The sequence below is a fragment of the Shewanella xiamenensis genome (assembly GCF_024971755.1).
GTDB lineage: Bacteria > Pseudomonadota > Gammaproteobacteria > Enterobacterales > Shewanellaceae > Shewanella > Shewanella xiamenensis.
The window spans coordinates 3,818,393-3,840,317 of sequence record NZ_CP079718.1; the positions used below are offsets into that span (position 1 = coordinate 3,818,393).

The following is a 21,925-nucleotide window of genomic DNA, read 5'->3' on the forward strand; positions in this document are numbered from 1 at the left end:
AAAAATAGACTAGTTATCGTAACACCCTACATCTTGTAATATTAAGACAAATGCCTCAAGCCCCTAGGGAAACCGCTGCAACCATCTTACAAAGTTATTAACTAACAGCCAGTTAAAACCAAACTTACAGGTTCAACTTTATGTATTTACTCTTAGGACCCAAGCACCGCATACAGAAACACTAAATGAATGAGCACTCAAAAGAGCAGATAAATCTTCCCTTTATCCAAAGTAAGCACTTAAGGTTAAAAGCACTCTGCACCAAAGTTAAGCAAGCAACCCAAAATGGTGCAGAGAGTTTTTAATCACTGTTTGAATGTTCTCATTGTCAGGCGTTAGAATCCGTTAACAACATGACAATATTGAACAAAAACAGTGCAACCTATGTAAAACATTTTATACACTGAGTAATAAAAATTCTCGCTCCCACGAACTCACCACTCTGCGGAAATTTTCAAGCTCGGCCTGTTTGACGGCCACAAAGCCCGTGGTAAAGGACTCACCTAAATATTCCTTACAGGCATCACTTTCTTCCATCGCGGCTAACGCCTCTTCCAAGGTTAATGGTAAGCAGTGTGGGTTATTGCTCCGGCTTTCATTGGATTTACCTTGAACGGGTGTGGAGGGTTTGAGTCCCTCGACCATACCGATATAACCACAGAGTAAACTCGCAGCAATGGCTAAGTAGCAGTTAGCATCCGCACCAGGAATGCGGTTTTCAATACGACGATTTTGAGGTGAAGATTCCGGAATACGTAAACCACAGGTCCTATTTTCAACACCCCATTCCAAGTTAACGGGCGCAGAGGTTCCCGGTAAGAATCGACGGAACGAGTTAGCATTTGGCGCCATCAAAGGTAGGAGTTCAGGGATAAATTTCTGTAGCCCTGCGATATAGCTCAAAAACAACGCACTTTGTGTACCATCTTCGTTGGTAAATATATTTTTACCCGTTTCTTTGTTAATCACACTTTGATGAATATGCATAGCACTACCCGGCTCATCGGTTACGGGTTTTGCCATAAAGGTAGCGCAAACATTATGCTTTAATGCCGCTTCACGTAGAGTGCGCTTAAACACAAACACCTGATCCGCTAGTGATAACGGGTTGCCGTGACTGAAGTTAATCTCCATCTGTGCTGGGCCATCTTCATGGATAAGCGTATCAATATCTAAACCCTGAATTTCGCACCAGTCATACATGTCTTCAAACAGAGGATCGTATTCGTTGGCGGCATCAATTGAAAAAGACTGACGCCCCGCTTCCGGTCTGCCAGAGCGGCCAATAGGCGGCTTGAGGGGTAAATCGTGATCATCGCTGCGGCTGGTCAGGTAAAACTCCATCTCAGGTGCAATAACAGGCTCCCAGCCTTTTTCATCATAAAGAGACAGCACTTTTTTCAAGACGTTACGAGGTGATAATTCGATAGGATTGCCCATTCTGTCGTAACAATCGTGGATCACCTGTGCCGTAGCTTCAATCGTCCAAGGCAGCATAAATACTGCATTTTCATCGGGAACGCAGACAAAATCGATATCGGCATCATCGAGCAAACTGTAATAGATATCATCGTCGACAAAGTCACCGGTGACGGTTTGCAGCAACACGCTTTCGGGTAAGCGCATACCTTTTTCATCGAGAAATTTATCTACTGGGGCAATTTTGCCACGGGCGATACCAGTCATATCGCTGATAACACATTCGACTTCTGTGATTTTTCGTTCTTTTAAAAAAGCGATTAGCTTATTCATTTTATTTCACTCGAGTTGTAGCCCTACGACGACACGCATCGCCAAAGGCATTGAATATTGAGAGGTAAAATGGGTTTTCACTTACTTTCCATTCAGGATGCCATTGCACACCGAGGGCAAATTCAGTGGCATCTATCACGGAGAAAGCCTCCACAAGACCATCAGGAGCACAAGCTTCTGGCCGCAACCCCATCCCAAGGCGCTCCACGCCTTGAGTATGCACAGAGTTAACCTCTGCAGAGTTACGGCCCCAAGCCTCGTAAATGACCCCCCCAGGCTCCACAGTAATACTGTGGGATGGCCCATATTGCACCTCTAACGAGGCCTCTTTATCTTCTCTATGTTCAATAAAACCGCCCACTTCGTGTAACTTCTGGTGCAGACTGCCACCAAAAGCCACGTTCATTTCCTGAAAACCGCGACAAATCCCAAGCACGGGGACTCCCGCAGCAATGGCAGCTCGAATAAGTGGTAGTGTCGTAGCGTCACGCTTAGGATCGTGGTGAGTACCCGCTTCACTCGGTACCCCCGCATAAAGGTGTGGCTCAACGTTAGAGGGCGAACCCGTAAACAGAATACCGTCAAGTCTTGCCAGAATGGCTTCGATAGGTTGGTCCGCGCCTAAGGATGGGATCACAAGTGGCCACCCCTTAGCACCATTTACCACACCTAATAGGTATTTTTCGCCAACAATATTAAAAGGGTGTGAACCCAATCGTTGGTTACACGCAATAACACCAATAAGGGGTAACAGGGTAGACATAACTCACCTTCCAAGCATTTATTCACGAGTACAATGAACAAGTTAATTTTTAATGTTCATTTTTTCACACAGTACACCGAAATTTAACCTCAGGCAAGAGGTTAAACACTTGTTAATGACAGTTTGATTTAAATGCGTAATTTTTAGTTTTAATACAGAAACTTAAACTAACAATCTTTGTTCTTTGATGATAAAACAACCACCAGCAGTATTGTCAGGATGAAAATTAGCCAAAGATAAAGACTGAAAACCTAAGTTCATTTGAAAAATATTATTTACACTTTGAATGATATATTACAATCCAAAGCCGGACTAATATGGTGAGTAACTGGTGGGTTCTCAAAGAGAACGCTACCCTAGGCAATCTAGGACAGCGTTACGCAATTAGAAATTAGCAGGGGTTGTAGCACTGATCAGCCGACAAGGCTCATCGAAGGGATTGCGAAATCGATGGGGTAGCTCACTATTAAAGTAATAGCTATCACCCGCTTCTAAGATATATACCTCGTCGCCAACGGTAAGCTCGAACTTACCTTCAATCACCATGGCAGCTTCTTCACCTTCGTGTTTCAGCATTTCCTCGCCCGTATCCGAACCCGGTGGATAGGTTTCACTCATCACCGACATGGCACGATTGGGAAAATCACGACCAATCAATTTGAATTCTAATGGCCCAGTACCTATGTTGAGGAGTTCATCGGAGCGATATACCACTTTTTGCTCACACTCAATTGAAGCTTCAATTGAGAAAAAATCGACTAAAGACATAGGGATACCCGACAATACTTTTTTCAAAGAACTGACGGATGGGCTAACACTGTTTTTTTCGATCATTGAAATCGTACTGTTAGTCACACCAGCACGCTTAGCCAACTCGCGTTGGGATAAGCCTTTCATTTTTCGAACAGTTCTGAGACTGGCTCCAATATCCAAATTTCACATCTCCCCAAAGGATCGGTCGCCCCGATAGATGAAGAACGGTTGTTCAGGATAAACACCATCCCAAACACATTTTAGCCCTAAAAGCGTGAGTTTAATCGCTTACGTTGTATTCTAGCTAAAAAGTGTGTTAAATAAAACGAACACTTTAAAGCAGTATCACAAAAGTGTGATGAGTATACTGAGACAAGCCCAATTTACAATAAAAACAATTTTTTGGAGCCCTAATGGCCACTAAACCTCCAGTGCACAGTGAACAATACCCTCACTCTTATTATCTTGATACTGCTAAAGAAATTTACGATCACCCTCAACTTGAAGGCAGCATAACGGCAGATGTTTGTATTGTGGGTGGCGGCTTTAGCGGCATTAACACAGCGATTGAGCTAAGACAGCGAGGCTTAAGTGTGGTGTTGCTTGAGGCAAAACGAATTGGCTGGGGCGCTTCAGGACGCAATGGCGGCGAGCTGATCCGAGGTATTGGCCATGACCCAGCGCAATTTATAAACGAAATTGGACAAGAAGGTGTTAGTGCGATCCAGCAAATGGGCTTTGAAGCCGTGGAGATCGTCAGAAATCGGATACAGACCCATGATATCGATTGTGACTTACAAATGGGCTATTGCGATCTTGCAGTGAAGCCTCGACATATGATTGAGCTTCAAGACGAATTCGACAGTCTTAAAAGCCTAGGATATCAGCATGAAATAAAGCTGCTGACCCAATCCCAACTCAGTGAAGTTATCGGCTCAGAATTTTACCAAGGTGCCCTAGTGGATATGGGAAGTGGCCATTTACATCCACTTAACTTGGCCTTGGGCGAGGCTCGTGTTGCCCGTGAATTAGGTGCGCAATTATTTGAATACAGCGCCGCAGAAAAGATTATTTCAGGCAATAAACCGCGAGTATTAACGGCAAAAGGCGAAGTGACTTGCCAATATCTCGTACTCGCAGGCAACGCCTATATTGGCCATAAATTGAATAGCTACATCGGCGGTAAGGTGCTTCCTGCGGGGAGTTATCTACTTACAACTGAACCACTCACAGAAGCGCAATGCCAAAGCCTTATCCCGCAAAACATGGCATTTGCAGATATGCGAATTGCACTAGATTACTTCCACTTATCAGCAGATAGACGCTTACTGTTTGGTGGACTTTGTACTTATTCAGGCAAAGACCCAAAGGATATAGAGGCAGCGCTTAGGCCCAATCTTGAAAAGGTATTCCCACAATTAAAAGGCGTACGCATCGATTACGAATGGGGCGGCATGATAGGCATTGGCGCCAACCGTATGCCGCAAATTGGTCGCCTACCCGATGCGAGTAATATTTTTTACGCCCAAGCCTATGCAGGTCATGGCGTAAATGCCACCCACATGGCAGCAAAACTCCTAGCCGAAGCCATTTGTCAGCAAGCAGGATATTTTGATGTATTCGCCAAGATTAAGCATATGACCTTCCCTGGCGGCCCCACATTACGCTCGCCTATGCTGGCTGCGGGTATGCTGTACCACAGGTTTAAGGACTTATTCTAAGGTTTGCTCTGTCGTTGGATAAACGCGCAAGTATCCAACGACCTATAGGGCGCGGGTTAATTTAATCCGCCTACGCCGCCTTGCCCACAGAATAAAAGGCAGTGAACCAAGATAATGCACGATTAACGCCACCAACACGCCAAAACCGATACCACTGGCGGTTAACGGGATGCCAGGCTTAAAGTTAACAATAGTCTGCTCTAAATATTCAAAACGAGCGGGATTGAACATATAGGCGGTTTTCTCGAAGAGATTGCCCTGCTCAAAAGTCTGCATTCCCTGTTGAAGTGTTTGCAGCAGAGCCAACGTCTGGCGCTTTTGCTCGGCATCCGCCCTAACGCTAGGCTCTTCATTTTGCAAATGGCGGGCGATCATGGTTTCCACATCGCTGAAGTGATACGCCTTAGCCGTGGCCTTATAGCCCTCAACTTGCCATTGAGTCGAAGTATAGAGCCCCGCCAAAAATTGCTGATAATGATCGGCTAATTGGGGGAGTTGCAGCGCCATCACTAAGATAAAGCCAAAGATCAATTTATCGAACAATCTGGTTATCATGACAAACTCCTTGATAAGTCAAAGGACATATCACAGTCAATTGATTGCGGCAAGGTTAGCATTCCGAAGGACAGCACTCCACCTAATATCGTTTAACGCTCGATGGGTAAATCGTTGCGACTGCCCCAATCAGCCCAAGAACCATCGTAAAGTACAGCATCAGTATGCCCCGAAGCGACCGAGGCTAAGATTAAAATACAGGCGGTAATACCCGAGCCACAGCTAAAAATCCTTAACGGTTTATCGCTAACAAGCCCTTGAAACAGCTTAACCAATTCGGCCACATCTTTGATTTTGAAGCCATTGAGCACGTCACCAAAGGGGAGATTGACCGAATGGGGAATATGCCCGCTGCGCACTCCGGGTCGCGGCTCACTCACTTGGCCTAAAAAGCGCGCCGATCCCCGTGCATCAATAATTGCACTATCGCTATCATCAAGCTTGGCTAACACAGCCTCAGCATCCATCACCTTCGCAGGCTGATATTCCAGTACAGCAGTCAGTTTCTCACTATCGCTTGCGCCATAATCTATCCCTTCTTCCTGGTAGCGAGATGAGGTGACTCTGTCTTCAGCCATCCATTGAGGTAAGCCACCATCGAGCACATACACACGGTGAAATCCCATTACTTTGAAAATCCACCAAGCGCGCGGAGATGAATAAATACCTTGATTATCATAGATAACAACCATGCTGTTCCGGCTAATACCAAGCTTGGCAATTCCTTCTACAAACTGTTCAAATTTGGGTAAGGCATGGGTTTGAGAAGACGTTTTATCGCAAAAATCCTCTTCCACATCAAAGCGCCTCGAGCGAGGAATACATACAGGCTCTGAATAGACAATCGGCTCTTTGCCCAAAACCACGGCCATACTGGCGTCGAGTAACACTAAATCAGGCGAGGTAAGATGCGCTTCGAGCCATTGAGTACTGACGAGAGGATATTCCATTGGTTGTCCTTATTGTTGTTTTATTGATTCAAATTCAACACCCCATCGCGATTATCTTGCATTAATGGCGTATTGAAGTTTCGGGGTATTTTGACAGCAATTTAACCTGAAAACGCCCCCTAAATACTTTCAAAATGATTTAGGCTTTGTGGTGATTCACCTCCACTAAACCAGCTATTTTCTACAGGTGCAACAAGCATTTTTCGATAACCTTGATACTTAACGGCCTATAATCGCTGAATCAAAACTAAGCCAATACATTGAATAACAATATAAAAAAACACGCTCAACTTGAGGTTTTGAAAGGCTAAACCGAGATAGCGTCAGATAAATCATCATATCTTTAACCCTAGCACACCAGCTAGCCATCTTCGCCTTCACGACTTCTAGTCTAATAGGTACCATTTACTCGTTATCAGTAGGTAAAGTGAGGCTCACAATTCTCCATGCACAGCTCAAAATAATTGGCCTCATAATAAAGACTTATGCTATAAGTTACCCCATTAGGAATAGGCTAATATGGACATAAAATGCGTGTTTGCGGTGAGACCAAGGCTAAAATTGAGCAGCGACGTTTTTCGACACTGTTTTTTTTACTGAGTACCTCACTATTATTGTTATTCTTAGTCAGCCATCAAGCTAAAGCTCAAGAAAGTCAAAATGTTATACAAAACTCCTCATCTCAGACTGTTACCTTAGCAGCCGAAGACAGTTGGCCCCCATTTGCAAACCAGTTTGGCCAAGGCATTTCTCATCGACTGATCGAAGCCGCATTTAAACAAGCTCACATTGAGGTCAATAGTCTTGTTGTGCCCTACAGCCGAGCCTTGATGATGGCCGAAAAAGGGGCTGTCGATGGAGTATTTAATGTCACCAGAGAAGCCAGCACAGAGCAACGTTTCGTCTTTGGGGATATGCCATTATTTGTCGCAACAGCCTCATTCTATCAACGAAAGCAACGTTCTTTACTTGCTGAAAACAAATGGCAAATACCAAAAGGCAGCAATGTTGGAGTAATAAAAAGCTATGAATATGGGGACGAATTTCCTGAATTAGTCAAACAACGTCAATTGAACATCGTCACGGTCGCCACCCAACAGCAACTTATCAATTTACTGCTGATTGGCCGAATCGATGCGGCTGTTATGTTTGATCTTGTCGCACAAGAAAACCTGCAAAAAATGGGTGTAAGCGATGAAGTCATCGCCGCCTTTGACAACCACAGCAGTCAGATTTATTTAGCGTTCTCGAAGGAAAACCCTAAAGCTGCGTTATTGGCTAAAGCCCTCGATCAAGGCTTATCCATGCTGAAAGAAAATGGCCAATATCAGCAATTGTTGAGTGCTAATTAATTACCTAATCCAGCCTTGAAGTTAGCTCCCCACACTCTGTCCTTGAATGCGGATAATCTCTTGATTGACCCACTGCAATAACTGTTTAATGGCTTTAGATAAAATCTGATTTTGGCGCACAATATAGCCTAGGCTTGTACTTGGAAAATCCGGCAGTGGTGTCACCTTACTCTTTAAGTTTGTCTTAGTGTAAATGGAAAACTCAGGCACAATAGCCACCCCAAAACCAGCCTCAGCCCAATCGATTTGAGCATCAACACTGCCGACTTCCATAATCCGATAGCGAGGCAAATTTAAGCTAGGTAAGGCGGGATCAAGCAGCTCGCGGGTACGGGTATCGTGCCCAAGTAAAATCAAGGTAGGTTGCTCCGCTAATGGCATATCATCACGCCCTTGACTCTGCTGCCATAGCGCTAAATTATTCCCAAGTGCGCACCATTTGATTTGCTGCAACTCAGTAAAATGTAGCGGCTGACTTTCCTTTTGAGCGATAACAAAACCTAAATCCGCCTCGGCATTGGTGACCAGTTCCGAGGCTTGAAACGAAGTCGTATTAAGCAGGGAAAAATCAATCCCGGGGAATTCCGCTTTAAACAATTGAAAAGGCTGAATTAACAACAAGCGAGAAATGATGTCGCTAGCCGCTATGGTTAAGGTACCTTGGCTAAGATCGTTGATGGCATTGAGATCCGCCTGACACACTTGCAACTCCATCAAGGTCTTCTGGCTGCTCTCGAGCAAACGGAACCCCGCCTGAGTTAACCTAAACGGATTACGTTCAATCAACTTCACCCGCGTGTTCTGCTCAAGTTGTTTGATATGCAGGCTGACATTGGGCTGTGTCATATGCAGCGCCGCAGCTGCTTTACCAAAGTGTTTACACTCAGCCAATGTCACAAAGGTTTTTAGCCAATGAAGTTCGAGCATTGCTTTTATCTCCATCCATCATTCCCAATTGCGTCATGATATATGACTTTCTTATCGATGCGATAACTATAATTAATTTCTCTTATTCGATGACGGGGTCTAGCATAACCGCTTAATTCCTGTGGAGATGATGTTATGCCGTCTATCGTAGTTGTGGGTGCAAATTGGGGTGATGAAGGCAAAGGCCGCATCGTAGATTATTTAGCCGCTGATGCTGCTGCGAGTGTTCGCTTTCAAGGCGGTAACAACGCAGGCCATACAGTCGTAAACGACTATGGCACCTTTAAATTACACCAATTACCTAGCGGTATTTTCAATCTAAACTGCGTTGCAGTACTTGGTCCTGGCATGGTGATCAGCCCTGAAAAACTCAGTGTTGAAATCGCCGAAGTCGAAGCGGCTGGCATTGAAGTTAAGTTATGCATTTCTGACCGCGCAACCCTTTGCTTACCTATCCACGCACTGGAAGATACCTTAGAAGAACAACGCTTAGGCGATCTGGCCTACGGTTCAACCCGTCAAGGTATCGCTCCCGCCTATGGCGATCGTGTGATGAAAAAAGGCATTCTGGTTGGTTGGTTAAAGCAACCCGAAGTACTGCAAGAGCGCATTCAATTTATGCTTGATTGGAAGCTACCACAGTTAAAGGCGCTCTATCCAAGCTGTGACTTCTCCCAAACTGCCGCCGAAATGACTCAGTGGTTATTAGATGTCACCGCGCCATGGCGTCCCTTTATCTGTAACGTGACAGAGCCATTAAAAGCGCTGCAAAAACAAGATGCTAACTTACTGTTTGAAGCGCAATTAGGCGCAGGTCGTGACTTAATTTACGGTGAATATCCGTACACAACCTCTTCTAACGTAACAGCGGCTTTCGCAGGTCTAGGCAGTGGCTTACCCGCACTGCGCCCAGAGCGCATCATTGCCGTAGCCAAAGCCTTTAGCTCATCTGTCGGTACGGGTACTTTAGTTACCGCGATGGAAGAGCAGGATGACTTCCGTAAAAACGCCAACGAGTTTGGTGCGACTACGGGTCGTCCACGTGATATGGGTTACTTCGATGCCGTTGCGACTCGTAATGGTGTTGAGCTGCAAGCAGCAACTGAAATCGCCCTGACCAAGATTGACTGCCTGACAGGCATGAAAGATCTCAAGATTTGTGTTGCCTACGACGGTGAGCACACTGAGAACCCAATTTGGCCACAAACGGCTGCATTAAGCCCAGTGTATGAGCAAATGGAAAGCTGGAGTGAAGACATCACCACTTGCCGTACCTTCGAAAGTCTGCCAAAGGCTGCACAACATTATGTTGAACGCATCGAAGCCCTCATGGGCGTGCGCGTCAGCATGGTGTCAGTTGGACCTGAGCGCGATCAAATGATCATTCGCTAACGCATCGATTACCCTACAAAAAAGCCATATTCGTTTCGGCGAATATGGCTTTTTACTTTTGCTTTTTATACTCATCCCCCATTCCAATGGGACTGAGCGACTCTCTTGGGTTTTGTTTCACAAAATAAACCGCTAGACTGCGCTCAAATGAATAATCCTATATCGATGATTTTATGCCGCAATTTAGCCCGACTTATTCTTTTCCTGTGCAAATTTACTACGAAGATACCGACTTTTCTGGTGTGGTGTATCACCCGAACTTTTTGAAATACTTCGAGCGTGCCCGTGAGCATGTGATTGGCGCCGAGCGTTTACGCGAGCTCTGGCAACAGCAACAATTAGGTTTCGCCGTGTATCGCAGTGATATGTTGTGCCACGAAGGCGTGGAATTTGCCGACATCATCGATATCCGCACTAAGTTCTACTTTGAGAGTAAATACCGCACTGTATGGCAGCAGGAAATTTGGCGACCCAACGGCAAAAAACCTGCGGTCACGGCCACCATTGAAATGGTCTGTATGAATCAGACGCGGCAACTCGCGCCGATGCCAGCCGAGTTAATCACTCAATTAAGCTTAGGAATGTGACCCCATATTGACGCAAAGCATTTTGGGTGCAGGACGGAGTCGATGCCAGTGCATCTCAAGCTCTACTGCCCGCATTGGCTTGGCGTAGCATATGCCTTGAATCCGATCGACGCCCATCTTGACTAAGAAATTAAGCACCTCTTGGGTTTCGACGCCTTCGACCGTTACCTCATAACCGAGTTTTTTAGCAATATTAATGCTGGCCTCAAGGATATATTCAGAGGGTTCGTTCGGTTTCAGATCCTCAAGAAATGCTTTATCAATCTTCACTTCGTTTGCAGGTAAATGTTTTAAATAAGCGAGGGAAGAATGACCTGTACCAAAATCATCGATGGCGAGTTTTACCCCAAGGCTGCGGATTTGCGCTAAGGTATCAACGGCTTTATTTAAATCTGCCATCAAAGTACTCTCAGTAATTTCAATCATTAAGCATTCTGGCGGTAACTGGTAATGCTTTAGGCGCGCATCGATTTCATGGGGTAAGGTTTCACTATCGAGATCGCGAGTCGATAAATTCAACGCAACACAAACAGAAATCCCCGCTAATCGCCATTTTACCTGCTGCTGGAGCACTTGTTCTAAGGCCCAATGGCTAACGAGATCGATCATACCCGCGCATTCGGCAAGTGGGATAAATTCCCCAGGAGAAACCAATCCTAGCTCTTCATGTTCCCAGCGGATTAATGCCTCGACCTGAGTGCATCCCCCTGAGGTAACATCCTGCTTAGGTTGGTAAACCATGTATAAATGATTGCGTTGTAAACCATTAGGCAAGCTATCAATAATCTTTAATTCTCGCAGCTGGCGAATATCGTCATTCTCACTGTAACAGGCAATTTCGATTCGAGTTGAACGGGCTTTTTTGAGTGCCAAATCGAGTCTTCTGAGCATATTACTCACGTCTGCATGGTGCTGCGCTAATTGCAAACAGCCAATTTGTAGGCGCACACTGACTGGCGTATCCTTAATTTTAAAGGGTACCTGCAAGCGCCCACGTAAATGCAGCAACGACTCCTGCGACAAACTCTGCTCGTAATAGAGAAAAAACTCATCACCATTTAAGCGGGCAATCAGTTTCGGTTTTAGGCTTAAGCCAGTTAACCGCTCGGCAAACTGTTTTAGCAAAATATCGCCAAACACAAACCCAAAAAGATCGTTCACATAGCGAAAACGATAAATATCAATAAGGACTAAAGTACCTTGTGTGATAGGCATTAACGAAGCCAGTGCGCGTTTAAGCCCAACACGATTATTTAAGCCTGTCAGCTTATCTTTGCCCATCCCCGCGGGTAACGCGGCTAACATCTCATTTAAGGAATGATACAGGGACGCATACTCTTGCGGCACATCTGCAATGTTAAGTGGGCTTCGGTCCGTCTTTTGCTTTTCAAGTTGAGGGCATAACTGTGCTAAGAATTGCTGCTGTTGGCGCAATGCTTGGGATCTTGTGCGTAAAAGAAACAGCACGGCGATCAAAACAATAACCAACGCTAAACTGATAAACTCCAGAATAACCATATCTAGGCCTCAATCTTACAGCGTAAGCTAATGACCAATATTTCCTCACCATAGGACAAGATTAATTTCCTTCTAAGCCCTAGGATTACTGGTAACTTTCTTTGATTGAATGGAATTTATCCATAAATTCATCACTTGCTAAGTCATTCGCCGAGACGGGCAATCCACGGCTAACAAACACATCCATCCGCTGCTCAAAATCAGCTCCTGCGCGTAACTCACCAGTGTAGAATGCCGCGGCGCGAATAAAATCTAAGTAGGTAACATGGTCGGGTAAATAGGGCAAATCAGCCCATCGCTCAACTACTTCCATCACCTCAGGGGCAAAATCCCAACTTTTTAACACGGCACGACCTAAAGGGCCTTGCATTTTACGTACTAAAGAACGCAATTGCTCAATACTGGTAAATAACTCAGGATGGGCCTCCGCCTCAGTGAGCACAGGCAAAGCACCGATATTATGGACTAAACCTGCAAGGGTTAAAGTGTCTAAATTTAACTGGCTAGGACGACGCTTATTGTACATCTGCAATATGGCACAAGCCGCGGCCGTCACATCGATAGAAGTACGCCAAACCTCATCCATCACTTCCCACACCATTTCATTGGTGGAAATAAATAGCTGCTCCATCGCCACTGATGTCGCAATACTCTTAATTTGGATTAAGCCAATACGGGAGACTGCGCTATTAATACTCTCGGCGGGAATCCCACGACTATACAAGGCACTGTTGGCCACTTTAATAATACGCGCCGAAATGGCCGCATCTTGACCGATCACCTCTGCCACTTGCTTAAGACTTGCATCTGAGCGGCTCACCACTTCTTGCACCCGCATGGCGACTTCAGGCAAGGTTGGCAATACTAAGGCATCATCTTTTAATTTTTTAAGTAATCCGACTAACAGTAGATGTTCAGTAGACATCTTCGCTCCCATCAATCTGCAAACATAAAGCGGTAATAGTTGGAGTATATCAGTTGACGATCATTTGATGGGCAGAAAAAAGCATCAGACGTTAATTATTTGTATGACGCTGTTATCAATTTAGTCTCACGACAAAACATTTTACGCTTTGATATCTCAGATTAAGTTAAAGGTGAAAATCAATGGAAACACACAAATGGATTCATGGTCTCGCACGATCGTCAGAGTAAGAATGGTAGGTATATTCGTAAAACGCGAACTATACCTAATCTTAGACGTAGCAATTTGCATAAGCCTACTTTGATTGTGTAAAATGCCGCCCCCGCGCATTGCGCCTCCATCTACCAACCAATTCGAGAGTCATTATGTTTAAACCAGAGTTGTTATCTCCCGCTGGGACGCTGAAAAACATGCGTTACGCCTTTGCCTATGGTGCAGATGCCGTATATGCCGGTCAGCCGAGATACAGCCTAAGGGTACGTAATAACGACTTTAAGATGGAAAACCTCGCAACGGGTATCGAAGAAGCCCATGCGCTGGGTAAAAAGCTTTATGTGGTGAGTAACATTGCTCCCCACAACGCCAAGCTCAAAACCTATATCAAAGATATGGAGCCAGTAGTGGCGATGAAGCCCGATGCGCTGATCATGTCAGATCCTGGCCTTATCATGATGGTGCGTGAGGCTTTCCCTGAGCAGGTGGTGCATTTATCGGTGCAAGCGAATGCCATTAACTGGGCGTCGGTCAAATTCTGGCAAACCCAAGGCATTAAACGGGTGATTTTATCCCGTGAATTATCCTTAGATGAAATCGAAGAAATCCGCCAACGCTGCCCCGACATAGAGTTAGAAGTTTTTGTACACGGCGCCCTGTGTATGGCCTACTCTGGCCGTTGTTTGCTGTCGGGTTACATCAATAAGCGCGATCCAAACCAAGGCACTTGCACTAACGCCTGCCGTTGGAAATACGATGTGCATGAAGCGCAGCAAACCGACTCGGGGGATATCATTGCTCTGTCGCCACAAGCTAATGCGGTGCAAATCGAGACGCCAACCTTAGGCGCGGGTCCTGCGACCGACCAAATATTCCTGCTGCAAGAAGCCAATCGCCCCGGTGAATATATGCCAGCGTTTGAAGATGAGCATGGCACTTATATCATGAACTCTAAGGACCTGCGCGCAATCCAACACGTTGAGCGTTTGGCGAAAATGGGCATCGACTCGCTGAAGATCGAAGGCCGTACTAAGTCTTTCTACTATGTGGCCCGTACCGCCCAGCTATACCGTCAGGCCATCGACGATGCCGCCTCAGGCAAGAGCTTTGATCGCAGCTTGATGAATCAACTCGAAGGCTTAGCGCACCGCGGCTACACCGAAGGTTTCTTACGTCGCCATGTGCATGATGAATACCAAAACTACGACTATGGTTACTCGGTCAGCGATACCCAACAATTTGTGGGTGAATTAACCGGTAAACGCAATCTGGCAGGCCTTGCCGAAATCGAAGTGAAGAACAAATTCTCTGTCGGTGATAGTGTTGAATTAATGACGCCGCAGGGCAATATCAGCCTTACTATCGAACAACTCGAAAACCGCAAAGCCGAAGCGGTTGAAGCGGGATTAGGTTCGGGCCATACCGTTTACTTGCCCGTGCCGAAAGAGGTTGATCTGAACCACGGCATTTTACTGCGTAACCTGCCTCAAGGTCAGGATACCCGTAACCCACACGAAGCAGGCTAAGGCATGGCATTACTGATCGACGACAGCTGCATCAATTGCGACATGTGTGAACCTGAATGCCCAAATCAGGCCATCACCATGGGGGAAGAAATCTATGAAATCGACCCAGACCGCTGCACCGAATGCGTAGGCCACTACGATAAGCCGACCTGCGTCTCCGTCTGTCCGATTGATTGTATTGACCCAGACCCTAACCGCGTCGAGTCCCACGACGAGCTGTTGGTCAAATTTGCCATTCTCACGCAAAAAATTTGAGTGAGCGTCAGCCGTTTAAACTTAACCAAAAGCCCCGCAATGTCAGCGGGGCTTTGTTTATCGGTTGATTACAACCACGTTCGCATCAGCTTAAGCTTGGGGATTTAGCTAAAATCACCGTCGGTTTTGCCTCAAGCTGCAAACGCACAATGGCATCGGCCAGCTTTTTAACGCTTAAGCGGATCGGCGCAGGTAAGCTGGCAAATTCGATACTGAGCAGCAGATTTTTCACCTCAAGCCCTAACTCGGTATCGCCCTCGATGCTGAGTTTACGTTGGAAAAACAACGTGTCTGGGTCTTCTTTCGCCGCCGCAACTAACAATAATTCCGCAGACTTGGCACTAAATGTCACTTGGGCATCGGTCAGTTCACGCACCTGCCAACGGCCATCGAAACTCACTTCAAAATGCAGATTTAGATCTTCAACTCGAATCGCAACCCACTTACCTGCCAAAAAATCTAACTCGCCATCTTCAGCCTGCGACGCCAGCAGCTGTGTTAGTAGTTGGCTTAGCACCTTAGCCTTGAGGCTAAAGGGCACTTTAGAGAGTGGCAAACGGATCAGTTTTGGGGTGAGTTCTAACAATTGTTTAGCAAGATTAGCTGAAAAAACAGCGGACATAAGCAGTTACCTAAGGATAAAAAACACTATATCTCCCAGTTTACCGAGATTTTATGATCTTAAACCTGTTTTAAATCAATTCACCGCCATTCAATCTTCCCTACACTCTGCCCCTGTTATTTTATCGGGAGCACCATTATGGAGTTGTTGTGTCCAGCAGGAAACCTGGCCTCGCTAAAGTCGGCGCTGCAGGCCGGAGCCGATGCTGTCTACCTTGGGTTAAAGGATGATACCAATGCACGTTCATTCGCGGGCTTAAACTTCACCCCTGCAAAATTACAGGAAGCCGCCGAGCTCACCCATCAGCGGGGCAAGAAAATCTTCCTCACCTTAAATACCTTTCCTAAGCCAAATGAAGAGCACCGCTGGTATCAAGCCATCGACTTAGCGGCCAGTATTGGCGTTGATGCCTTAATCGTTGCCGATCTGTCGCTGCTCGACTATGCCCACAGGCAATATCCGCATATTCCGCTGCATTTATCGGTACAGGCCAGCGCCACCAACTTGGGCGCACTGAGCTTTTATAAAGAGGCTTTTAATATCGCGCGGGTGGTATTACCCAGAGTGCTGTCGATGAAACAAGTACGTGACCTCGCCAAGGTCAGCCCAGTCGATTTAGAGGTCTTTGCCTTTGGCAGCCTGTGCATTATGGCCGAAGGCCGCTGCCACTTATCCTCCTATGTTACCGGTCAATCGCCAAACACTGGTGGCTCTTGCTCGCCAGCGAAACACGTGCGCTGGCAGGAACAGGGCCAAGACAGGCTGACTCGCCTCAACGAGGTCTTAATTGATAAATCAGGGCTCGATGAACAAATGGGCTATCCTGTGGTCTGTAAGGGCCGTTATCTCACCCAAGACGATGATAAACCGCAATATCTGCTCGAGTCTCCCACCAGCTTAAATACCCTTAGCTTGCTGCCTGAGCTTGCCAAGGCGGGCATAGTGTCACTCAAGATTGAGGGGCGTCAGCGCAGCCCTGCCTATGTAGAACAGGTGACCAAGGTTTGGCGTCAAGCGATTGATACTTATCTTAATAATCCAGATAAATTCCAGACTCAGGCCCATTGGGAGCAAGCCCTCGCGAAAGTATCCGAAGGCCAAATTACCACCTTAGGCGCCTACGAGCGTGACTGGCAATAGCCCTAGCGATAACCACAAAGAAGAAACGATTATGAAAATTTCCCTCGGCCCACTGCTCTATTGCTGGGAAAAACAACAGGTCATCGACTTTTACCAGCAGGTGGCCAATAGTCAGATCCCGTTAGTTTATTTGGGTGAAGCCGTTTGTAGCCGTCGACGCGAACTCAAGTTTGGCGACTATCTCGAACTGGCCAAAATGCTTAAATCTGCGGGTAAAGAGGTGGTGCTGTCAACGCTCGCCCTTATCGAAGCGCCCTCTGAATACACTGAGCTTAAACGTCAAGTCGACAATGGCGAGTTTAGCATTGAGGCCAACGACATGGCGGCCGTGTATCTCGCCAAGGAGCACAAGCTGCCCTTTGTCTGCGGCGCCAGCATCAATAACTACAACCGCGCCAGTTTAGATATTTTGCAGCGCTTTGGCATGCAGCGCTTTGTGATGCCGGTAGAACTATCTAAGACTTGGCTTAGCCAAGTGGTCGCGCACAGGCCCGCATTCGAAGTTGAAGTGCTCGGCCATGGCTACTTGCCGCTCGCCCACTCGGCGCGTTGCTTTACCGCTAGGCATCGACATTTGTCGAAGGACAGCTGCGAAACCGTTTGCCGCCAATACAGCAAGGGTTTACTAGCACAAACCCAAGAAGCTCAGCCTTTGCTGAGGTTAAATGGCATTCAAACCCAGTCGGCCAGCTGTGTCGATTTACGCAGTGAAATCAATGAAATGATAAAGGTTGGCGTAGATGTGTTTCGGGTTTCGCCCAGCAGCGTAGCCTGTATCACCAAGGCCGATACGCTGGTCGAGGCATTAACTAGCGAGGCAACGGACGCTCAGTTTCCTCTTAGCGATGAGCACTGTAACGGTTACTGGTTTGGCGAAGCAGGGCTAAAATCCTTCGTCAGATAAAAGACATAGCCTACTTCACTCAAGCGTTTGCTCCTGGGTGAATGTGGGGATACATGATGGTGGCGTTAATAGCAGCGCCACCGTCCAACTTAATAGACTCCCAAGCCCAATCCATTCCAGCAATGCAGGCCACCATAAATCGGGCCTTGGCAATTGCAGTACCATTTCTTGATAGAAAGGTCTGTCTCCTTCCGTTAAGCCCAGTGCTAACAGCGGCACATAGAGAAAAGTCATCATACTGAGCAATACCAACAGCGCTAATAATATCGTCAAGCGCTGACAGTGCTGCGAGCCGAATCCCACCCATAGTAAATAACAAATTGCACTTAAGCTGCCAAAGTAGAAAAACCATTTAAGTGCGAGGATATGCAAGTGATACACATTGACCGGAAATAGCCCAACACAGGCCAAGGCTAAAAACGTCAGTGCTAGAGCGCAAAAGAAAGGATACCCCCAAAACCCGTTTACAGTCTGTAGGGAGGAAAGACAATAAAAAACAACGCTTAAACTGCCAAAAAATAAACCGCCATTGAGCACCACGGCAAAGCTAGAATGGCCATAGGTTCCCAATTCACTCAGTGTATGATTTAAAAAATTGAAGGAGCGTGTTTCAGAGTAATCAAATCCGAATACCGCCACACAGATCCCCAGCATCAATCCAAAAATACCAAGGAAACCAAACTTAGTGGCAAGTGCCGAGCCCCTTGTTGCCATATTCATTTTTATAACAGTCATGGATAATTTAGCCAAACCAAAGTAGTACTAACTTACATGGAATTACAAAGAATTAAAGCGGCCCCCATCCTCTTTAGCGTAATATTTTATTTCATCACTATTCGCGATTTTTTAGTCATCGCAAAAACACTCGGCATTTAGTCATTTTTCAATAAAATATATGCAAATCCAAAGTTAAAAATGAATAAATAATCACAATAAATTCAATTATCGCTGTATCATCCCAAAAGGTTACCCCATCATTGTCACCAGTGTTAGTTCGCTCACATTAAGTTAGCAACAACTGAAGCCCCGATACGATTCATGGACAAAAAAGCATCTAAAAGTGTAATTAGTGAAGATCCATTGAGAAAATTTTGAACAAAATATCACAAAAAAACCAATAACCCCAAGAGCAAAACAACTCAATAAACAATTCGCAACACCATTCTATAATTATTTGATTAAATTAAAATAAACCGCATCAAAACGCTATTTTACGCCCAATTCATTCATTAGAAATCGCCCAAATAACTATGCTATTTTGCTGCTTATCTCAAACAAATTTCCGAATCGTTTTACATAGCGGCGCTAAGCGAGTAATCTTCCCCCTTCTCGATTTTGAGTTGAATTAAAATGCACCTCACCCCAGCAAAGAATGCGGTTTTGAGAGAGCATTTATTCAAGTTTATTTGTGCGACTCGTACTTTAAGGTGTACACCATTGGCTACTGAACATAAAAACCGCAACATTAAGACGATACTCACCTTTATCGTCCCTTCGCTGATCGGTCTGCTGCTGTTTATGACCCCTATCAGCTATAACGATGCGATAACGATTCCCATCGCAATCATCTCTAAAGCACTGCAAAGCGTGTTAAGCGATGTATTAACCTTAATCGTGACTGTGATTGTTGTCGCCATGGCCTTGGCTTCGTTGCTGACAAAGTTACTCAAACCTAAGTTTGTGCTGAACAATCACTTCCTCAATGGGTTACTCAACATCAGCCCGCTCTGGCTTGCGACGCGCGTCGTCGGCGCCGTCTTTATCGTACTGACCTACTTTGGCATTGGCCCTGAAGCCATTAACTCTTCAAGCACTGGCGCCTTAGTACTGAACGACCTGTTACCCGTACTCTTCTCGGTGTTTATCTTCGCCGGTATGTTACTGCCGCTGCTGTTAAACTTCGGTCTATTAGAGCTATTTGGCACCCTGCTGACCAAGGTAATGCGCCCCGTGTTTAACCTGCCAGGTCGCAGCGCCATCGACTGTATGGCCTCTTGGTTAGGTGATGGAAGCGTTGGTATTTTGTTGACTAGCAAGCAATACGAAGCGCGTTTTTACACCCAAAGGGAAGCCGCGGTTATCGGTACCACCTTCTCGGCGGTGTCAATTACCTTCAGCTTAGTGGTGATCTCTCAGGTGAAGTTAGAGCAAATGTTTGTGCCCTTCTACCTAACCGTATGTTTAGCGGGTTTTGCGGCGGCCGTGATTGTGCCTAAGCTGCCACCACTGTCGTGGAAAAAAGATAACTATATCGACGATACGCCACGTCAACCCGACGATGAGATGATCCCCGCAGGACACGGCGCACTCTCTTGGGGCTTTGATAAAGCACTCGAGAAAGCTGCCAGTGCTGGTGGTGTCAAAGCCGTTCTAAATGAAGGGATTAAAAACGTTATCGATATGGTATTTGGCATTATCCCAGTGGTAATGGCCATTGGTACCACCGCGCTGATCATCGCCGAGCATACGCCTATCTTCAATTACTTAGGTATGCCATTCATTCCGTTATTGGAACTGCTGCATATCCCAGAAGCCACCGAAGCCTCTAAAACTATCGTTGTTGGCTTTGCCGATATGTTTATCCCGTCGATTTTAGCCAGCTCTATCGAATCGGATATGACCCGCTTTGTGATTGCCGCGTTATCCGTAACCCAGCTAATTTACATGAGTGAAGTGGGCGCACTGCTGATTGGCAGTAAGATCCCAGTGAATTTTGTTGAGCTTTTTGTCGTGTTCGTACTGCGCACCTTAGTGACTCTGCCAGTAATTGCCGGCGTGGCTCACTTGCTGTTCTAAGCGCAACATCACCTTAAATATCAAGGGGAGTCAGATTAACTGACTCCCCTTTTTTGTACTCACTTATACACTCAACTCATACACGAACAGACAGTTTTGATTACTTCGTTGAGTGTGGGTTAGTCGTACAAACTCCACTCGCCACCATATAACTCAGTTTTACAGGAAGTCATTTAGAATTTCTGGATACTACTGCTGAAGGATAAAGTTTGGCCGTTTAATTCTTTAAGTGCTGGCTTTTGGTGAACCATGGCATTCTCTCACCGACACGCAGCAAGTCCATCCGTGGATGCTCGACCGCCGTCTGATGTGAATGGATTCACGAATGCCGCGATGGCATGGATGCCAAAAAGCGGCCATGGGGCGGACGGTCGTCTCGCAAACCTCCATGGCTCACCTATTTAGCGTTGGCGTAATCTGTAAGTTTTAAAAAGAAATACGCAGCATGTTTTGGGACAGTTTCCTAGTTGAAGCCTTAACTCTAACTCGTCAGTTTCGGATAAAAATTTCTATGGATTAACGCCAAGTACTATAGCAGTTTGTAAGTTGCGTGTTACTGCGCCTTGTTTGCCTTTAGTCGTGATAGAAAGCCTCAGACACATAGAAATCGCAGAAAGATTTGATATCTTCCTTATTGTCGGACTCGATAGCTCTGGCTCGCAGTTTATAGCCACGCACAATTCGGCTGTTGTTTTCAATGGCGAACTGAATCATCAAATCATTGCTGCTTAAATCAAGCTTCTCTAATTCAGATTTAGCTGACTCCGCATTACTTTCAGTGAAAAAACTTTCCTTCATTTGCATATCTGGCTCAATAAGCAATTCTCTATGTTCGCACAGCAATTTCTCTTCAGTTGCTTCCGCATGAAGAGAGAACAAGATGGCTATGACAGCTAAAAACTTCATCACAGCTCCCTAGGCATAACGTTCGGTTCAACCGCAGTTTGTAAGCGCGAAGCGCTGTAGCGGCGTTGCAACCGCTTGTTATGGGTGGTGAATCTCATTTTCCCTGACCTCAATGTCCCCATTTTTTTCTGTTTCTACAACGTAAGGCGGGTTAGGCTCAAACTTAATTACAGATACAACAGACCCACATAGACCGGCGTGGCGTCCAAATGCAACCACGACATAGTCATTCATTAAAAATTTCACACCTGCAATCTGTTCGCCACCAAGCCATCTATTATGAAGATCACGTGCTACGTTCATGTATTACTCCATAACGCTAAGCACAGTTGCAAAATATTTGGCACTATATTTTGTCAATTGATGCG

21 protein-coding genes are annotated in these 21,925 nt (G+C 45.9%); 9 read left to right on the forward strand and 12 right to left on the reverse strand.

Translation table 11 applies throughout. The features are described 5' to 3' along the window. Positions 1-396 precede the first annotated feature (396 nt). The 3 genes from KXJ80_RS17935 to KXJ80_RS17945 all read right to left on the reverse strand — a co-directional run bounded on the left by KXJ80_RS17935 (position 397) and on the right by KXJ80_RS17945 (position 3,448). The gene (locus tag KXJ80_RS17935) at positions 397-1,752 is read right to left on the reverse strand and encodes a glutamine synthetase family protein (protein WP_037415407.1); all 1,356 of its coding nucleotides are present in this window, start codon (positions 1,750-1,752) and stop codon (positions 397-399) included. A gap of 1 nt (position 1,753) precedes the next feature. Beyond that, entirely contained in the window at positions 1,754-2,515 is a 762-nt protein-coding gene (locus tag KXJ80_RS17940) for a gamma-glutamyl-gamma-aminobutyrate hydrolase family protein (protein ID WP_037415404.1), read from the reverse strand. Positions 2,516-2,899: 384 nt separating this feature from the next. Next, a complete protein-coding gene (locus tag KXJ80_RS17945) occupies positions 2,900-3,448 on the reverse strand; it encodes a cupin domain-containing protein (protein ID WP_037415400.1) in 549 nt (182 codons plus the stop codon). A gap of 233 nt (positions 3,449-3,681) precedes the next feature. Here KXJ80_RS17945 and KXJ80_RS17950 point away from each other — a divergent pair, with 233 nt between their 5' ends. Further along, positions 3,682-4,989, forward strand: coding sequence for an NAD(P)/FAD-dependent oxidoreductase (locus tag KXJ80_RS17950; RefSeq protein ID WP_218737187.1), 1,308 nt, complete (start codon positions 3,682-3,684; stop codon positions 4,987-4,989). A 42-nt stretch (positions 4,990-5,031) separates the two neighbouring features. Here KXJ80_RS17950 and KXJ80_RS17955 read toward each other — a convergent pair whose 3' ends face one another. Then, on the reverse strand, positions 5,032-5,544 hold the full coding sequence (locus KXJ80_RS17955) for a DUF2937 family protein (RefSeq protein ID WP_069454462.1): 513 nt from the start codon (positions 5,542-5,544) through the stop codon (positions 5,032-5,034). Positions 5,545-5,636: 92 nt separating this feature from the next. Next, the gene (locus KXJ80_RS17960) at positions 5,637-6,494 is read right to left on the reverse strand and encodes a sulfurtransferase (protein WP_069454461.1); all 858 of its coding nucleotides are present in this window, start codon (positions 6,492-6,494) and stop codon (positions 5,637-5,639) included. 530 nt (positions 6,495-7,024) lie between these two features. Between KXJ80_RS17960 and KXJ80_RS17965 the strand changes: the two genes are divergently transcribed. Then, the gene (locus KXJ80_RS17965) at positions 7,025-7,846 is read left to right on the forward strand and encodes a substrate-binding periplasmic protein (RefSeq protein ID WP_218737188.1); all 822 of its coding nucleotides are present in this window, start codon (positions 7,025-7,027) and stop codon (positions 7,844-7,846) included. Positions 7,847-7,867: 21 nt separating this feature from the next. Here the strand turns inward: KXJ80_RS17965 and KXJ80_RS17970 are convergent, their stop codons facing one another. After that, positions 7,868-8,773 (reverse strand): LysR family transcriptional regulator, encoded by a 906-nt coding sequence (locus tag KXJ80_RS17970; RefSeq protein WP_037415386.1) that lies wholly within the window; start codon positions 8,771-8,773, stop codon positions 7,868-7,870. A gap of 135 nt (positions 8,774-8,908) precedes the next feature. On the opposite strand from KXJ80_RS17970, the gene KXJ80_RS17975 reads away from it, so the two are divergent. Both KXJ80_RS17975 and KXJ80_RS17980 read left to right on the forward strand, forming a co-directional pair. Further along, entirely contained in the window at positions 8,909-10,165 is a 1,257-nt protein-coding gene (locus tag KXJ80_RS17975; protein WP_218737189.1) for an adenylosuccinate synthase, read from the forward strand. Between the two features lie 173 nt (positions 10,166-10,338). Continuing rightward, a complete protein-coding gene (locus KXJ80_RS17980) occupies positions 10,339-10,752 on the forward strand; it encodes a thioesterase family protein (RefSeq protein WP_169546914.1) in 414 nt (137 codons plus the stop codon). On the opposite strand, the gene KXJ80_RS17985 is transcribed toward KXJ80_RS17980, so the two are convergent. Together KXJ80_RS17985 and KXJ80_RS17990 are read right to left on the reverse strand one after the other, a co-directional pair. Then, positions 10,741-12,270, reverse strand: coding sequence for a putative bifunctional diguanylate cyclase/phosphodiesterase (locus KXJ80_RS17985; protein ID WP_172587580.1), 1,530 nt, complete (start codon positions 12,268-12,270; stop codon positions 10,741-10,743). The genes KXJ80_RS17980 and KXJ80_RS17985 overlap by 12 nt on opposite strands. A gap of 85 nt (positions 12,271-12,355) precedes the next feature. Next, the gene (locus KXJ80_RS17990; RefSeq protein WP_037415376.1) at positions 12,356-13,195 is read right to left on the reverse strand and encodes an HDOD domain-containing protein; all 840 of its coding nucleotides are present in this window, start codon (positions 13,193-13,195) and stop codon (positions 12,356-12,358) included. 365 nt (positions 13,196-13,560) lie between these two features. Here KXJ80_RS17990 and trhP point away from each other — a divergent pair, with 365 nt between their 5' ends. Together trhP and KXJ80_RS18000 are read left to right on the forward strand one after the other, a co-directional pair. After that, positions 13,561-14,934 (forward strand): prephenate-dependent tRNA uridine(34) hydroxylase TrhP, encoded by a 1,374-nt coding sequence (gene trhP, locus KXJ80_RS17995; RefSeq protein ID WP_037415375.1) that lies wholly within the window; start codon positions 13,561-13,563, stop codon positions 14,932-14,934. A gap of 3 nt (positions 14,935-14,937) precedes the next feature. Next, complete coding sequence (locus tag KXJ80_RS18000) at positions 14,938-15,189, forward strand: YfhL family 4Fe-4S dicluster ferredoxin (protein ID WP_011621854.1); 252 nt, start codon at positions 14,938-14,940, stop codon at positions 15,187-15,189. A gap of 85 nt (positions 15,190-15,274) precedes the next feature. Here KXJ80_RS18000 and ubiT read toward each other — a convergent pair whose 3' ends face one another. Further along, positions 15,275-15,811: a ubiquinone anaerobic biosynthesis accessory factor UbiT gene (gene ubiT / locus KXJ80_RS18005; RefSeq protein WP_218737190.1), complete on the reverse strand. Its 537-nt coding sequence runs from the start codon at positions 15,809-15,811 to the stop codon at positions 15,275-15,277. Positions 15,812-15,949: 138 nt separating this feature from the next. Here ubiT and ubiU point away from each other — a divergent pair, with 138 nt between their 5' ends. Together ubiU and KXJ80_RS18015 are read left to right on the forward strand one after the other, a co-directional pair. Further along, the gene (gene ubiU / locus KXJ80_RS18010; RefSeq protein WP_088585928.1) at positions 15,950-16,951 is read left to right on the forward strand and encodes a ubiquinone anaerobic biosynthesis protein UbiU; all 1,002 of its coding nucleotides are present in this window, start codon (positions 15,950-15,952) and stop codon (positions 16,949-16,951) included. A gap of 31 nt (positions 16,952-16,982) precedes the next feature. Next, the gene (locus KXJ80_RS18015; protein ID WP_218737191.1) at positions 16,983-17,855 is read left to right on the forward strand and encodes a U32 family peptidase; all 873 of its coding nucleotides are present in this window, start codon (positions 16,983-16,985) and stop codon (positions 17,853-17,855) included. A gap of 15 nt (positions 17,856-17,870) precedes the next feature. Here the strand turns inward: KXJ80_RS18015 and KXJ80_RS18020 are convergent, their stop codons facing one another. Beyond that, entirely contained in the window at positions 17,871-18,590 is a 720-nt protein-coding gene (locus tag KXJ80_RS18020; protein ID WP_218737192.1) for a DUF998 domain-containing protein, read from the reverse strand. Between the two features lie 702 nt (positions 18,591-19,292). Between KXJ80_RS18020 and KXJ80_RS18025 the strand changes: the two genes are divergently transcribed. Beyond that, on the forward strand, positions 19,293-20,651 hold the full coding sequence (locus tag KXJ80_RS18025; RefSeq protein WP_089068259.1) for a YjiH family protein: 1,359 nt from the start codon (positions 19,293-19,295) through the stop codon (positions 20,649-20,651). A 573-nt stretch (positions 20,652-21,224) separates the two neighbouring features. On the opposite strand, the gene KXJ80_RS18030 is transcribed toward KXJ80_RS18025, so the two are convergent. Together KXJ80_RS18030 and KXJ80_RS18035 are read right to left on the reverse strand one after the other, a co-directional pair. After that, complete coding sequence (locus KXJ80_RS18030) at positions 21,225-21,557, reverse strand: hypothetical protein (RefSeq protein ID WP_037424342.1); 333 nt, start codon at positions 21,555-21,557, stop codon at positions 21,225-21,227. Between the two features lie 78 nt (positions 21,558-21,635). Beyond that, positions 21,636-21,860: a hypothetical protein gene (locus tag KXJ80_RS18035; protein ID WP_037424339.1), complete on the reverse strand. Its 225-nt coding sequence runs from the start codon at positions 21,858-21,860 to the stop codon at positions 21,636-21,638. Positions 21,861-21,925: the final 65 nt, after the last annotated feature.